Raw genomic sequence first — 13,833 nt, 5'->3', positions numbered from 1 at the left:
TGCCGGAGTTGCGCGCAGCCTGGGGAATGCGCTTCTCCTCGCTTGCACTGCGGAAGACGAGCACGTCGATATCGTATTCCTCATCGACGAAGGCAAAGCCAAGGGATGAGTCGAGGCGCCGGCGGGTTTCTGATCGAAGCTCGACGCGGGCCACGAGGTGGACTGAATCACGTTCGGGCGATAAGGGTCATCGTGACTCGAGGTCGGTGGTCCTCATCCGAGGTGACGGCCTGAGCGGCGCCACTCCGATCGAGCGGCCTGAACGGGATCCGCTCCTGCTCGCTCGAAAGGTCGACTGGGCCATCAAGCTTCGCTCGATCACCGGGCGCACTCCGGCCTCACCGGGGCAACCCCACTCTGCCGCCTGCCGATCGGACACAATCTGGTCGGACTCCATACCCCCAGCTTGACAGTTTATGTATATTACTATATAAGAGAGAACGTATGAAGCAGCCGGCGCGCGGCGCGCAGCTCCAGGCTTTCAAGGCGGAATTCTTCAAGGCCCTGGCGCACCCGATCCGCATCCGCATCCTCGAGCTCCTCGTCTCAGGCGAGCGGAGCGTGCATGAGCTCCAGAAGGCGCTCGGCGTCGACCAGCCCACCGTCTCCCAGCAACTCGCCGTGCTGAGGGCCAAGAACATTGTCGAGGCCCACAAGACGGGCACGGCCGTGCGCTACACCGTTCGCGACGCCGCCCTCCGGGGGTTGCTCGAGGTCGCCCGTCGGATCTTCGACAACCACCTGATCGGCACTCAGACGATGCTCCGCGACCTGCGACGGGAGGCGCGTCACCGGTAGATGCGTCTCTTCTCCAAGATCTTCCGGATCGGCCTGGCCACCGAGCCCCTGCTCCCGGGCGGAGACGATGTCGTTCGCCTCCTGCACGAGGTCGATGGGCGGGCCCGGCGGCTGTTCGGCCGCGCGCTCGCGATCCGGGAGGTGGATGCCGGCTCGTGCAACGGCTGCGAGCTCGAGATCATCGGACTCATGAGCCCCGTGTACGACAGCGAGCGCTTCGGCGTCCACTTCGTGGCCTCGCCCCGTCACGCCGACATGCTCTTGGTGACGGGCCCGGTGACGCGCAACATGGTGGTGCCGCTGGTGAAGACCTACGAAGCCACGCCCGCGCCGAAGCTGGTGGTGGCGGTGGGAGACTGCGCACGGACCTGCGGGGTCTTCAAGGGCAGCTACGCCGTGGCCGGCAGCGTGGACCAGATCATTCCGGTGGACGCCTTCGTCGACGGATGTCCACCGGAGCCGGCCGATATCCTGCGGGGCATCCTCGCCGCGATCGGCCGCCGATGATCCTCCTGTTATTCTTCCTCATGCTCGGCGGCTACGCGTTCGGGGCGGCCGGCGCGCTTCTAGCCCCGGACGGCGCCGCTGCGCGCCGCTGGGCCGCGACGGGTGCGGTGGCAGGCGGGGGAGCGGGACTCGTTCTCGCGCTCTCAGTTTTCGCCGGCGGGGCGCCCTTCCTCCTCGAGGCGCCTGGGCTCCTCTCGGTCGCGGACGGCCTCGCCTTCCGCCTCGATGCGCTGGGCGCGTTCTTCCTGGCTCTCGTCGGACTCGTCGCCATTCCGTGCGGCATCTATGGCGCCGGCTACTCCGCGGCCTACGAGGATCGCTACTCGCTGAGGTTCCTCGGCGCTATGCTCAATCTTTTCCTCCTCACCATGAGCCTGGTTCCCTGTGCCGGTAACGTGCTGACCTTCCTCCTGATGTGGGAAGGTATGTCTCTCACGTCCTACTTCCTCGTGATGACGGAGACGGACGAGTCGGATACGGTTCTCGCCGGCGGCTGGTACCTGGCCATGACGCACGGCGGGCTGGCGCTCGTGCTCGCGGCCTTCCTGCTCTTAGCAGCGGGCGCGAGCACGACCGCCTTCGGCGACCTGCGCACGGCGGCGGCCGCGCTCTCGCCGGCGACGCGCAATGCCGTGTTCTGCCTGGCGCTCCTCGGGTTCGGGTCCAAGGCGGGGATCATCCCGCTCCACGTGTGGCTGCCGCGCGCTCACCCCGCCGCGCCGAGCCACGTCTCCGCGCTGATGTCGGGCGTGATGATCAAGCTGGGCGTGTACGGGCTCCTCCGGGTCGGCCTGGATCTGCTGGGCGGCGGGCCGGCCTGGTGGGGGGCCCTGCTGATCGGCCTCGGCGCGCTGTCGGCCGTGCTCGGGGTCCTCTACGCCCTCATGGAAAACGATCTCAAACGGCTGCTCGCCTACTCGAGCGTCGAGAACATCGGCCTCATCTTCATCGGCGTCGGCGCCGGCTTCCTCTTCCTGAGCCTGGGGGCCGCCTCGGCGGCGGTGCTCGCCCTGAGCGCCGGCCTCTACCACGCGCTGAACCACGCCGCGTTCAAGGGGCTGCTGTTCCTCGGCGCCGGGTCCGTCCTCCACGCGACCCATACGCGCGATATGAACCGCCTGGGCGGCTTGATCCGCAGGCTGCCTTGGACCGCCCTCTGCTTCTTGACAGGCTCCCTGGCCATCGCCGGGCTGCCCCCGCTGAACGGCTTCGTCAGCGAGTGGCTGCTCTTCCAGTCGCTCCTGCCCGGGATCGGCAGCTCGGCCCCGCTGGTGGCGCCGCTTATGACGCTGGCGGTCGGAATCCTCGCCCTCACCGGAGGTCTCGCCGCCGCGGGTTTCGTGAAGGCTTTCGGGATCACCTTCCTTGCCATTCCGCGGTCGGATGCGGCCGAGGCCGCCCATGAGGCACCACGGTCGATGCGGGTCGGCATGGGAATCCTCGCGGTCGCGTGCGCGGGTCTCGGCCTGGCGGCCGTGCCCATCCTCTCGGCGCTGGGCGCCGTCCTCGCCGGCCACGCGGGGCTTCCTGCGGTGGCGCCGCGGCTGGGTCAAGGCCTTTCGCTCTCCACGCCCGGGGGGTTCGCGCAGATGTCGCCGACGCTCGTGGCCCTGGGGCTCGTCGTTGTCATCGCCGGCGTGTGGCTGGGGGTCCGGATCCTCGGGGCGGGCCGGGGGCTCCGCGTCCGTGAGACGTGGGGATGCGGCCGTGTCGTCCAGACGGCGCGGATGGAGTACACGTCGACCGCGTTCGCCGAGCCCTTGCGCCGCGTGTTCGCCGAGCTGTACCGGCCGACCCAAGACCTCTCCATCGACTTTCATCCGGAATCCAGGTACTTCGTCCAGTCCATCGAGTATCGGAGTGAGGTGGTGCCCTGGTTCGAGCGCTACCTCTACGCCCCTGTGATCGCATGGGTGAATCTGTGGGCGAGCCGCGCCCGCGCGATCCAGTCGGGCTCCGCGCACGCGTATCTGACCTATCTCGTCATCGCGCTGCTGGGGCTCCTGGCAATCCTCCTCGTGCGGGGGGCGTGAGATGGCCTCCGAGCATCTCCTGCTTGTGATGATCCTTGCCGCGTACCCGATCGGGGCGCTCGCCGCGCTCGGTATCCGTGGAGCGCCGGGACGTGGCCTCGTCGCCGGGTGCGCGCTCGTGGGCGCCCTGGCCGGGCTGGTGCTGGGCGCCGTCCGTCTCGGCGGCGGACTCGCGCCGACCTTCACCGCTTCATTCCTTCCGCTGACCGGCATTGCACTTCGCATCGACGGCCTGAGCGCGTTCTTCCTCATCGTCATCGGCGTGGTCGGTGCCGCAAGCGCTGTGTATGGATTCGGCTACTCGGCGGCGTACGAGGGACGCTATTCGCTCAGGATGCTGGGCGCGATGCTGAACGTCCTGCTGCTGTCCATGAGCGTCCAGGTGATGGCCGACAACGCCCTGACCTTTCTCATGGCGTGGGAGGCCATGTCGCTGTCGGTCTACGTCATGGTCCTCACGGAGCACGATCAGCCGGGGACGATACGCGCCGCGCACTGGTACATCGCCTTCACGCACGCCGGCTTCGCGGCCCTCGTGGCGATGTTTCTCCTCCTGTCCGCGGGCGACCTGACGACGTCATTCGCGGCGATGCGATCGGCGCCTCTGGCGCACGGGGTCCGGAACGCGGCCTTCCTGCTGGCGCTCTTCGGATTCGGCACCAAGGCGGGCGTTGTCCCGCTGCACGTGTGGCTGCCGATGGCGCATCCCGTGGCCCCGAGCCACGTGTCGGCGCTGATGTCCGGCGTCGTGATCAAGATGGGTGTCTATGGGCTGCTCCGCGTCACGATCGACCTGCTCGCGGGCGGGCCCGCGTGGTGGGGCGGCCTCGTGCTCGGCCTGGGCACCGTCTCGGCGCTCCTCGGGGTGCTCTATGCCCTGATGGAGCACGATCTCAAGCGGCTGCTCGCCTTCCACTCCGTCGAGAACATCGGCATCATCTTCATCGGGATCGGGGCGGGCCTGATGTTCCAGAGCTACGGGCTGACGACGCTCGCCACCCTGGGCATCATCGGTGGCCTGTATCACACGATCAACCACGCGTGCTTCAAGGGGCTACTGTTCCTGGGCGCGGGGTCGGTGCTGCACGCGACGGGCACGCGCAACATGGAGGAGATGGGCGGGCTGATCAAACGAATGCCGCGCACCGCCCTCTTCTTCCTCGTCGGAGCCTGCGCGATCTCGGCGCTGCCGCCGCTCAACGGGTTCGTCTCCGAATGGCTGGTGTTCCAGGCCCTGCTCGGCGGGTCGGCGATCCCTCAGCCCGAGGTCGCGGTGATCATGCCGATCGCCGTGGCCATGCTCGCGCTCACGAGTGGGCTTGCCGCGGCCTGCTTCGTCAAGGCGTTCGGGATCACGTTCCTTGCCATCCCGCGATCGCCGGAGGCCGAGCACGCGCACGAGGCCCCGCTGTCCATGCAGGCCGGCATGGTCTCGTTGGCGCTCATGTGCGCGGCGCTCGGGCTGGCGCCCTCAGCCGTCGTGCGGGTGATCGGGGCGGCGCTGTCCGGCCTCGAGCGCTTCGCGCCGGCCGAAGTGGGGTTCACCTTGGGGCTGCCGCTCCGCGTCCCCGGCGCGGTCGGGGAGATGTCCCCGCCCCTCCTGGCGCTCGGGCTCGTGCTCCTGCTGGGGCTTGTCCCGCTGGGATTCTGGCTCGCGGGTGCCGACCGCCGGCTGCGCTTCGGTGACACGTGGGGCTGCGGCCGGATCGGCCAGACACCTCGCATGGAGTACACCGCGACCGCCTTCGCGGAGCCCTTGAGGCGCGTCTTCGCCGAGCTATATCGCCCGTCGCGGGATCTCTCCATCGACTTCCACCCGGAGTCGAAGTACTTCGTGCAGTCGATCGAGTACCGGAGCGAGATCCGCCCGTGGTTCGAGCGGGTCCTCTACGATCCGCTGGTGCACGTCCTCGGCACGGCGGCCACGTGGGTCCGCCGGCTCCAAGGGGGTTCGGTGCACCTCTACCTCGTGTACATGACGGTCGCGCTGATGGTGCTGCTCACGGTGGCGAGGTGGGGGAGATGATCGGGTACGTGCTCGTGGTGGCGCAGGCGGCGCTGGCGCTCCTGCTGGCGCCGGGTCTGGTCGGACTGATCCGCTGGATGAAGGCGCGGCTGCAGAACCGGCGCGGTGCTCCCGTCTTGCAGCCGTACTGGGAGCTGGGCAAGCTGTTCCGGAAGGAGGTTGTCGTCTCGAACAACGCGTCGTGGCTGTTTCGGGCCACGCCGTTCATCGTCTTCGCCAGCGTGGTCGCGGTGACGTTCCTCGTGCCGATTCTTGCCGTGCCGCTCCCTTTCGACGGGGTCGGCGACCTGCTGGTTGTTGTTTATCTCCTCCTGCTCGGTACCTTCTTCCTCTCGCTCGCCGGGCTCGACCCGGGCTCGCCATTCGGGGGGATGGGGGCCAGCCGCGAGATGACCGTGGCCGCCCTTGCCGAGCCCACCGTCGCCCTCGCCATCTTCGCCCTCGCCCTCAGCGCGGGCTCCACGAACCTCGGCCAGATCGTGGCGCGCACAATGGCGGATCCGGGGGCGGCCCTGAGCCCCGGCCATCTGCTCGCGTTCGGCGCCCTCTTCATCGTGACGCTCGCCGAGACCGGGCGCCTCCCGATCGACAACCCGGCGACGCACCTCGAGCTGACGATGATCCACGAGGCGATGGTCCTCGAGTACTCCGGACGCTACCTCGCCCTCATCGAGTGGGCGGCTGCGGTCAAGCTGCTGATCTTCTTCTCGCTGCTCGGCAACCTCTTCGTTCCGTGGGGCGTATCCGTGACCATGACACCATCGACGCTCGCCATCGCCGTGGCCAGCCTGCTGGCCAAGCTCGTGGTCCTGGCGGGGGTGGTGGCCGTGCTCGAAACGCGCATCGCGAAGCTCCGGCTCTTCCGGGTCCCCGAGCTGCTGAGCGCCTCTTTCGTCCTGGCGCTGCTCGCGGTCACTTCGTCGTTCCTCCTCAGGTAGCGTATGGACAGCGTCTTTTCCCAACTCTCCGTTATGGGCTCGAGCCTGGTGCTGATCTTCGGGCTCATCCTGCTGTGGCGCCGGGGTGTGACCGCCTACATCAGCGCCTTCACGTGGCAGTCCGCCGTGCTCTCGGGAGTGACGGCAATCGTCGCCTACTTCGGTCACGACCACGAGCTCTACTGGGTCGCGGTCGCCCTCTTCCTGCTCAAGGTCGTGGTGATCCCGCGGCTCTTGAGACGAATGGAGCGCCGGTTCGCGGCCGAGCGGGAGCTGGCGCCGTACGTGAACACGGCGACCTCGCTGGTGATCTCCGGCCTGCTCGTGCTGTTCGGCTATGCCATCACGCGGCCCCTCGTCGCGCTCAGCCAACTGCCGACCCGGGCGGGCATGCCGCTCGCGATGGGACTGGTACTCGTGAGCCTCTTCGTCATAATCAGCCGCAAGAAGGCGCTGACCCAGGTCATCGGCTTTCTGATGCTCGAGAACGGGCTCGCCCTGTTGGCGGTGCTGGGGACCTACGGGATCCCGCTGATCGTCGAGCTCGGCGTGTTCCTGGACGTCCTCATGGGTTTCCTCGTCATGCAGATCTTCATCTACCAGATCCACGAGACCTTCGAGAGCATCGACGTGGAACAGCTCAATCGCCTGAGGCACTGAGAGAGCGTGAACACATTCGCGATGCTCCTTGGGCCGCCTCTCCTCGCGGCGCTGCTGGCCGCGGCGGTGAAGCCCTATCGGCGCTTCGTCGGATGGACGAATGCCCTGCTGTCCCTCCTCTCCCTGGGGGCGGCGGTGGTTCTGTGGCGCCACATCCTGGCGGGGGACGTGCTGACCTCGGGGCCCCTGGAGTTCCTGCGGGCCGACGCCCTCTCGACCTTGCTCGCGCTGTGCGTGAGCGTGGTGGGCGCGCTGGCCGCATGGCTCGGACCGGGGATGGGCGGGGATGACGGTTACGACGGCGCCCAGGCCCGACGCTTCCGCATCTTCGCCAACCTGTTCACGCTCATGATGCTGTTCGCGGTCGTCTCGAACAACGTCGGCTTCATGTGGATCGCGATCGAGGCGACCACGATCACGTCGGCCATGCTCATTCCGCTGCACGTGACGAAGGCCTCCGTCGAAGCGTCGTGGAAGTACATTCTGATCGGCTCCGTCGGCATCGCCCTGGCCTTCGGGGGAACGGTGCTCGGCTATTTCGACTTCGTCAACCTGGCCGGCCGTCAGGAGGGGGCGCTGAACTGGACGGTGCTGATGGCCTCGGCGCCACACCTTCACCCGCAGGTGATTCAGCTCGCGTTCGTCTTCATCCTCATCGGATACGGCACGAAGGCAGGCCTCGCTCCCATGCACACGTGGCTGCCGGATGCCCATTCGGAGGCGCCCGCGCCCTTGTCCGCTATGATGTCGGGTGTGCTGCTCGCCGTGGCGTTGTACGCGGTGATTCGATGGAAGTTCGTGGTGAACGCGGCCGTTGGGACGGGGTTCACGGACGATTTGTTCACCGCGATGGGACTCCTCTCGCTGGCGATCGGCGCGTTCAGCCTCGTGATCCAGCGCAACTACAAGCGTATGCTCGCGTACTCGAGCATCGAACACACCGGGTTGATCTGTGTCGGGCTTGCGTTGGGACCCCTCGGGATGTTCGCCGCGATGCTTCACCTGCTCAACCACGCGCTGGCGAAGTCCACGATTTTCTTTCTCGCCGGGCGGGTGTTGCATCGGTATCGGACGACCGAGATCAGCGGCGTGTCGGGCCTCCTCACGGCAATGCCGTGGACAGGCGGTCTATTTGCGGCGGGCGTGCTGGCCGTCATCGGACTGCCGCCCTTCGGCCTCTTCATCTCCGAGTTCGCGCTCTTCCGAGCGGGCTTCGCCGCGGGTCGTCCGTGGCTGATGGGGCTCGTCCTGGCGCTGCTCGCGGTGGCCTTTGTCTCGATGATCGGCCACCTGAACCGGATGCTCTACGGCGCGCCCGCTGCGGGCGTGACGGTAGGCGAGGGGAGCGCGTGGCCGCTGGTGCCGCTCGGCCTCTGCGTGGCGGCCCTCGTCGTTCTCGGGCTCACGCTGCCGGCGCCGCTCCGGGTGCTGCTGACGCGGATCGTGGAGATCGCCGGGTCATGACGCGCCTGCCGCAGCTGAGGACGGCGCTCGCCGAGAGGCTCACCGATCGTGTGACCGACGTGCGCGTGGTGCGGGACAACGAGCTCCACTGCTCGGTCCGCGCTCCTGCCGTCCCCGCGTTGGCGGAGCTCCTCCGCGCCGGGTTTGGCGCCGAGCTGGTGTTCATGGCCGCAGCCGACCGGCGCGCGGACCGCGGGGTCTTCGAGGTCCACTATCTCTTCGGGCCCGAGCGGGAGGACTGGTTCCTCCACGCCACCGCCGCCGTGCCCGCGGAGGCCCCCGCTATTACGTCGCTGGCCACGCTCCACTACCCGGCCTCGCGCTTCGAGCGGGAAGTTTACGACCTCTTCGGGATCGTTGCCGAGGGCCATCCCGACCCGCGGCCGCTCGTGCGCCATGCCTTCTGGCCGGCCGACTTCTTCCCGCTGCGGAAGGACGCGGCGCCCCGCGAGTTCACCGACGACGGGCGCGCTTTCCCGTTCACCGAGGTGGGCGGCGAGGGCGTGTACGAGATCCCGGTGGGCCCGGTGCATGCCGGCGTGATCGAACCGGGGCACTTCCGTTTCAGCGTGGTGGGCGAGACCATCATCGACATGAAATCGCGCCTGTACTTCACCCACAAGGGCACCGAAAAGCTCTTCGAGGGCCGGCAGCCCGCGGCGGGCGTCGAGCTGGCCGAGCGCGTCTCCGGCGACACCACCGTGGGCCACGCGCTGGCGTTTTGCCAGGCCCTGGAGGCCGCCGCCGGGACCGTCGTGCCGGACCGGGCGCGCTATCTTCGCGTCGTGCTCCTCGAGATGGAGCGGCTCTACAACCACGTGGCCGACTTCGGCATGATCGCCAACGACACGGGCTACGCGGTCGCCCACTCCCACTGCTTCCGGATCCGCGAGCGCCTGCTGCGGCTCAACAAGCGTCTCACGGGCAACCGGCTGTTGCGCGGCGGTGTCGTCCCAGGCGGCGTGGGCCGGGACCTGCCCGCCGATCTCGATCTGGCGGGCGAGGTCGGGGCGGCCCTCGAGGACTTCGAGGAGATCGTGGCGCTGAGCCTGGCGAACACGCTCGTCCTGGACCGCTTGGACGGGACAGGCCGACTGACGACGCGCACGGCGCGGGACCATGGGGTCCTGGGGTATGTCGCCCGCGCTTCGGGCATCGACGCCGACGTGAGGCGTGACCACCCCTTCGCCGCGTACGGTGACCTCACCTTCCGCGTCCCCGTGTTCGCCACGGGGGACGTCAAGGCGCGCACCCTCGTGCGGGTGGAAGAGGCCCGCGAATCGGTGCGCCTGATCCATGAGGCCATCGCGAGAATGCCGACGGGGCGATTGACGGCCCCGCTCGGCTCCCTCCCGGCATTCGAGCCCGCGTGGAGCTTCGTCGAGGGCTGGCGGGGCGCCATCGTGCACTGGGTCATGGCCGACGCGGCGGGCCTGCTCTACCGCGTCAAGATCATGGACCCGTCTTTCCTCAACTGGCGGCCGCTGTCCTACGCGCTCCTCAAGAACATCGTTCCGGACTTTCCGCTCTGCAACAAGTCCTTCAACCAGTCCTACTCCGGCAACGATCTGTAGCGGCAGCGTGGGAGGTATACTCAGGCCATGAAAACAGCATTGATCGTCCTAGGCGTCGTCGTCCTGATCCTGCTGATCGGGTTCGGCTCGCTCTTCGGCGTCTACAACGGGTTCGTCACCGCCGAGCAGAGCGTCAACGAGAAGTGGGCGCAGGTACAGAATGTCTACCAGCGCCGCGCCGACCTGATCCCCAACCTCGTCGAGACGGTCAAGGGCTTCGCGGCCCAGGAGAAGACCGTGCTCGAAGAGGTGACGAAGGCGCGGGCGAGCGTGGCGGGGATCAAGGCAACGCCGGAGCTGCTCAACGATCCGGTCGCCTTCAAGAAGTTCCAGGACGCGCAGAACCAGCTGGGCGGAGCGCTCTCGCGCCTCCTCGTCACGGTCGAGCGCTACCCCGAGCTCAAGAGCAACCAGAACTTCCTGGCGCTCCAGAGCCAGCTCGAGGGGACGGAGAATCGCATCACCGTGGAGCGCATGCGCTTCAACGAGGCCGTGCGCGACTACAACACGAAGATCAAGCTGATGCCCGGCGCGCTCGTCGCCGGGATGATGGGCTTCAAGGAGAAGGCGTTCTTCGAGGCGGCGCCCGGCAGCGAGACGGTCCCGAAAGTGAAGTTCTAGGGGATCAGGAGAGCCACCCGAAGCCGGGAGAATGCGCCTGAGCCGACCGCTGCTGGCGGTGCTGCTGCTCGCCGCGCTTGCCGGCGCGGCCTCGGCGGCCCTCCCCATTCCGCCGCCGCCCGACCGCCGGATCAACGACTACGCGGGCGTCCTGTCGGGCGACGAGCGCAAGCGGCTCGAAGACACGCTCCGCGCGCGCGAGCGGGAAAGCAGCAACCAGATCGTGGTCGCCGTCTTCCGCTCGCTCCAGGGCGAGAGCCTGGAGGACTACTCGATCCGGCTGGCGCAGGCCTGGCGCGTGGGACAGAAGGGCCTCGACAACGGCGTCATCTTCCTGGTCTTCCTCGATGACAGGAAGATGCGCCTCGAGGTCGGCTACGGCCTCGAGTCCAAGCTGACCGACGCGCTCGCGAGCCAGATCCTGCGCCAGGTCGTCGCGCCGCCCTTCCGCGAGGGCAAGGTCGCCGACGGCATCGCGGCCGGGCTCGATGCCATCCAGCAGGCCATCGCGGGCACCTACAAGGCGGCGCCGCAGGACCAGGCCGCCCGGGCGCGGGGCTTTAGCCCTGTCCAGCTCATGCTCCTCTTGATCGTTGTGGGCGGCATCTTCTCCATCGTGATTTCGGCACTCTACGGCTCGCACATCAGGCGCCAGGGCTGGACCGGCGGCCGGCGCGGCTGGGGCGGCCCCATCATCTTCCCCGGCGGGGGCTGGGGCAGCGGTGGTAGTGGCGGAGGCGGAGGCGGAGACTTCGGGGGCGGCGGTGGCGGCTTCGGCGGCGGCGGGGCGAGCGGAGACTGGTGATGGCTCGTCATCCAAAGTGGGTGCGCGCGATTCTCTCGGACGACGACCTCGCGGCCATCGCGCGCGCCGTGGCGGAGGCCGAGGGCCACACGTCAGCCGAGGTCCGCGTCCACCTCGACCACTCGTGCGAGGGCGACGCGCTCCAGCGGGCCATCAAGGTCTTCGAGAGGCTCGGCATGCACAGGCCCGCCGATCGCAACGGCGTCCTGGTCTACATCTCGGTCACGGACAGGAAGCTCGCCGTCATCGGCGACAAGGGCATTCACGAGCGCGTGGGCGAGGCCTACTGGCAGGGATTGGTCGCCGCCGTCCGCGAGCGGTTGAGGCAGCAGCAGTCACGCGACGGCCTCATCTTTGCGCTTGCGGAACTGGGCCGGGAGCTCGGCCATCACTTCCCCCGGCGGCCCGGCGACAAGAACGAGCTATCCGACCAAGTGACCCTCGGCTAGTCGGCCGCCGAGAAGGGCCAGTCAGCGGCCGGGCGTCGAGAAGGGTCCGGCTGCGAGGCGGCGCCCGAAGGCCGCACGCGAGGCGTACTCCTGTACGTTGAGCGTGCGGCCGTGGGCGCCAACGAAGCAGATGGGCCCTTATCGGCGGCCGGACCTAGAGTCGAAGCCAGGTTTCGGAGTAGGCGAGGAAGGCCGTGCTGCTCTGTCGTCCCGCGAACTCGCGCGGGAAGGGGCGGCCCTTAAGCGTGCGGCCGTTGACGGTCGCCGTCACGCTGCGCGCGTCGACGAAGAGGCTGTGGAGCGCGTGCTTGCCCGTGGCCGACTTCTCCTTCGGGATATTGACCATGAAGGGCTCGCCCAGGTTCTCCCAGGAGAGCGTGGCCTCCACGTCCCGGCCCTTGACCCACTCCATGTAGGACGAGCGCGTGTCGCCCGAAGCGGCGACGCCCTCGAGCGGCACGTAGTCCATGTGCTGGAGCGCCGGGGCTTCCTTGAAGGCGCCGAAGTGGGTGACGAAGTCGGCGACGAGGTAACGCGCCAGCGCGTCGTTGTCCGTCACGCAGACGTTGAGGGCCTCGGGCAGGCTCCGGTCGAGCAGCGGCGCCTCGAGCAGCACGAGCGCGTGGCCGCGCCCGTGGGGCGAGGCGACGACGCGGAAGAAAGAGACGAGCGTGACGAAAGGGCCGTCGGCCTTCTCCTTGAGGTACATGCCGGGGTTCTCGCCCGACCAGTCCACCACACCGGGATGCGTGAGCGTAGGGATCGTCATGGCGTCGATGATACAACGGCCGTGGTATGCTCGCCACGCCATGACGCGAGACGAGATCCCCACGCCCGCGCTCCTGCTCGACCTCGACCGCTTCGAGCGCAACATCGCGAAGATGGCGGCCTGGGTGAAGACGGCCGGCAAGAAGCTCCGGCCGCATTCCAAGACCCACAAGTGCCCGGAGATCGCGCGCCGCCAGATCGCCGCGGGCGCCGTCGGGATCTGCTGCGCCAAGGTGGGCGAAGCCGAGGTGATGGCGGAGTCTGGCATCCGCAACATCCTGATCACCACCGAGGTCGTCGGGCCCGAGAAGATCGGCCGGCTGCTCGGCGTGCTCGAGCGCGCGCCCGAGACGCTCGTCGTCGTGGACAACCCGGACAACGTGCGCGAGCTGGGGCAGGCCATGGCGCGCGCCGGGAAAGTGCTCAACATCCTCGTAGACGTGGACGTGGGCGGCCGCCGCACCGGCGCGCAGCCCGGGGAGCCCGCGGTGCACGTCGCGCGCATGGGCACGCTCGAGACCGCGCTCAACCTGCGCGGGCTCCAGGGGTACGCGGGGCACTGCGCCCACGTGCCGGGCTACGCCAACCGGCGCAAGACCTCGCACCGGTGGATGAACCGCCTGATGAAGACGCGCGATCTCTTCGAGAAGAACGGGCTACCCGTCGAGATCGTCAGCGGCGGGTCTTCGGGCACCTTCAACATCGACACCGACCTCAAGGGACTGACGGAGCTGCAATCGGGCTCGTACTGCGTGATGGACCTCGACTACCGGAAGATCGGCGGCAAGGGCGGCGGCGACTACGACGACTTCGAGATGGCGCTGACCGTGCTGACGACGGTGATCAGCGTGCCGACCCGCGAGATGGCCATGGTGGACGGCGGGCTCAAGGCCTTCTCCACCGATAAGCCCTTCGTGCCCGAGGCCGTCGAGTGCCCGGGCGTGACGTACTCCTGGGCCGGCGACGAGCACGGCCGGCTCACCGTGTCGGAGGAGGGGAGACTGCCCGCCCTCGGCCAGCTGATCGAATTCTTCCCGCCGCACTGCGATCCCACGATCAACCTCTACGACCGCATCTACGCCATGCGCGGCCAGAAGGTCGAAGCCGTCTGGGACATCGCGGGCCGCGGTCGCTCGCAGTAGCCCTGTAGCCGGCGGAGGACGCGCAGGCGCCGGCCGCCGCCGGCACGA

Annotated in this window: 13 protein-coding genes; 12 read left to right on the top strand and 1 reads right to left on the bottom strand. The window is 68.4% G+C overall.

Annotated features, from left to right (window positions below; translation table 11 throughout):
- The first annotated feature begins 444 nt into the window (after window positions 1–444).
- The 11 genes from Q7W02_28700 to Q7W02_28650 are packed head-to-tail and all read left to right on the top strand — an operon-like array spanning window position 445 to window position 11,875.
- Window positions 445–798: a metalloregulator ArsR/SmtB family transcription factor gene (locus tag Q7W02_28700; protein ID MDO8480106.1), complete on the top strand. Its 354-nt coding sequence runs from the start codon at window positions 445–447 to the stop codon at window positions 796–798.
- Window positions 799–1,305 (top strand): NADH-quinone oxidoreductase subunit B family protein, encoded by a 507-nt coding sequence (locus tag Q7W02_28695; GenBank protein ID MDO8480105.1) that lies wholly within the window; start codon window positions 799–801, stop codon window positions 1,303–1,305.
- Window positions 1,302–3,338, top strand: coding sequence for a hydrogenase 4 subunit B (gene hyfB / locus Q7W02_28690; protein MDO8480104.1), 2,037 nt, complete (start codon window positions 1,302–1,304; stop codon window positions 3,336–3,338). Before Q7W02_28695 ends, hyfB (Q7W02_28690) begins: the two co-directional genes overlap by 4 nt.
- Before the next feature lies 1 nt (window position 3,339).
- Window positions 3,340–5,364 carry a hydrogenase 4 subunit B gene (gene hyfB, locus Q7W02_28685; protein ID MDO8480103.1) on the top strand — a complete coding sequence of 675 codons (2,025 nt, stop codon included), beginning with the start codon at window positions 3,340–3,342 and terminating at the stop codon, window positions 5,362–5,364.
- On the top strand, window positions 5,361–6,302 hold the full coding sequence (locus Q7W02_28680; GenBank protein ID MDO8480102.1) for an NADH-quinone oxidoreductase subunit H: 942 nt from the start codon (window positions 5,361–5,363) through the stop codon (window positions 6,300–6,302). Before hyfB (Q7W02_28685) ends, Q7W02_28680 begins: the two co-directional genes overlap by 4 nt.
- Window positions 6,303–6,305: 3 nt before the next feature.
- A complete protein-coding gene (locus tag Q7W02_28675; protein ID MDO8480101.1) occupies window positions 6,306–6,962 on the top strand; it encodes a formate hydrogenlyase in 657 nt (218 codons plus the stop codon).
- Between the two features lie 6 nt (window positions 6,963–6,968).
- Window positions 6,969–8,426 carry a proton-conducting transporter membrane subunit gene (locus tag Q7W02_28670; protein ID MDO8480100.1) on the top strand — a complete coding sequence of 486 codons (1,458 nt, stop codon included), beginning with the start codon at window positions 6,969–6,971 and terminating at the stop codon, window positions 8,424–8,426.
- The gene (locus Q7W02_28665) at window positions 8,423–10,000 is read left to right on the top strand and encodes an NADH-quinone oxidoreductase subunit C (GenBank protein ID MDO8480099.1); all 1,578 of its coding nucleotides are present in this window, start codon (window positions 8,423–8,425) and stop codon (window positions 9,998–10,000) included. The genes Q7W02_28670 and Q7W02_28665 overlap by 4 nt, the downstream gene beginning before the upstream one ends.
- A gap of 27 nt (window positions 10,001–10,027) precedes the next feature.
- On the top strand, window positions 10,028–10,621 hold the full coding sequence (locus Q7W02_28660) for a LemA family protein (GenBank protein ID MDO8480098.1): 594 nt from the start codon (window positions 10,028–10,030) through the stop codon (window positions 10,619–10,621).
- A gap of 31 nt (window positions 10,622–10,652) precedes the next feature.
- A complete protein-coding gene (locus tag Q7W02_28655; protein MDO8480097.1) occupies window positions 10,653–11,426 on the top strand; it encodes a TPM domain-containing protein in 774 nt (257 codons plus the stop codon).
- Window positions 11,426–11,875: a TPM domain-containing protein gene (locus Q7W02_28650; protein MDO8480096.1), complete on the top strand. Its 450-nt coding sequence runs from the start codon at window positions 11,426–11,428 to the stop codon at window positions 11,873–11,875. Before Q7W02_28655 ends, Q7W02_28650 begins: the two co-directional genes overlap by 1 nt.
- 154 nt (window positions 11,876–12,029) lie before the next feature.
- Here Q7W02_28650 and Q7W02_28645 read toward each other — a convergent pair whose 3' ends face one another.
- Entirely contained in the window at window positions 12,030–12,644 is a 615-nt protein-coding gene (locus Q7W02_28645; protein MDO8480095.1) for a hypothetical protein, read from the bottom strand.
- Window positions 12,645–12,684: 40 nt separating this feature from the next.
- On the opposite strand from Q7W02_28645, the gene Q7W02_28640 reads away from it, so the two are divergent.
- Complete coding sequence (locus Q7W02_28640; protein ID MDO8480094.1) at window positions 12,685–13,785, top strand: DSD1 family PLP-dependent enzyme; 1,101 nt, start codon at window positions 12,685–12,687, stop codon at window positions 13,783–13,785.
- Window positions 13,786–13,833: the final 48 nt, after the last annotated feature.

Source organism: Candidatus Rokuibacteriota bacterium (assembly GCA_030647435.1).
GTDB lineage: Bacteria > Methylomirabilota > Methylomirabilia > Rokubacteriales > CSP1-6 > AR37.
The sequence above is the reverse complement of the archived record's forward strand: the minus strand, read 5'-3'. Positions and strand labels throughout refer to the sequence as shown.

Excerpts from the sequence above, each read along its gene's own strand:
- Q7W02_28660 (MDO8480098.1), top strand. The coding sequence starts at position 10,028 with ATGAAAACAGCATTGATCGTCCTAGGCGTCGTCGTCCTGATCCTGCTG.
- Q7W02_28645 (MDO8480095.1), bottom strand. The coding sequence starts at position 12,644 with ATGACGATCCCTACGCTCACGCATCCCGGTGTGGTGGACTGGTCGGGC.
- Q7W02_28665 (MDO8480099.1), top strand. The coding sequence starts at position 8,423 with ATGACGCGCCTGCCGCAGCTGAGGACGGCGCTCGCCGAGAGGCTCACC.
- Q7W02_28675 (MDO8480101.1), top strand. The coding sequence starts at position 6,306 with ATGGACAGCGTCTTTTCCCAACTCTCCGTTATGGGCTCGAGCCTGGTG.
- Q7W02_28640 (MDO8480094.1), top strand. The coding sequence starts at position 12,685 with ATGACGCGAGACGAGATCCCCACGCCCGCGCTCCTGCTCGACCTCGAC.
- Q7W02_28700 (MDO8480106.1), top strand. The coding sequence starts at position 445 with ATGAAGCAGCCGGCGCGCGGCGCGCAGCTCCAGGCTTTCAAGGCGGAA.
- Q7W02_28680 (MDO8480102.1), top strand. The coding sequence starts at position 5,361 with ATGATCGGGTACGTGCTCGTGGTGGCGCAGGCGGCGCTGGCGCTCCTG.
- Q7W02_28695 (MDO8480105.1), top strand. The coding sequence starts at position 799 with ATGCGTCTCTTCTCCAAGATCTTCCGGATCGGCCTGGCCACCGAGCCC.
- Q7W02_28655 (MDO8480097.1), top strand. The coding sequence starts at position 10,653 with ATGCGCCTGAGCCGACCGCTGCTGGCGGTGCTGCTGCTCGCCGCGCTT.
- Q7W02_28650 (MDO8480096.1), top strand. The coding sequence starts at position 11,426 with ATGGCTCGTCATCCAAAGTGGGTGCGCGCGATTCTCTCGGACGACGAC.
- hyfB (MDO8480103.1), top strand. The coding sequence starts at position 3,340 with ATGGCCTCCGAGCATCTCCTGCTTGTGATGATCCTTGCCGCGTACCCG.
- hyfB (MDO8480104.1), top strand. The coding sequence starts at position 1,302 with ATGATCCTCCTGTTATTCTTCCTCATGCTCGGCGGCTACGCGTTCGGG.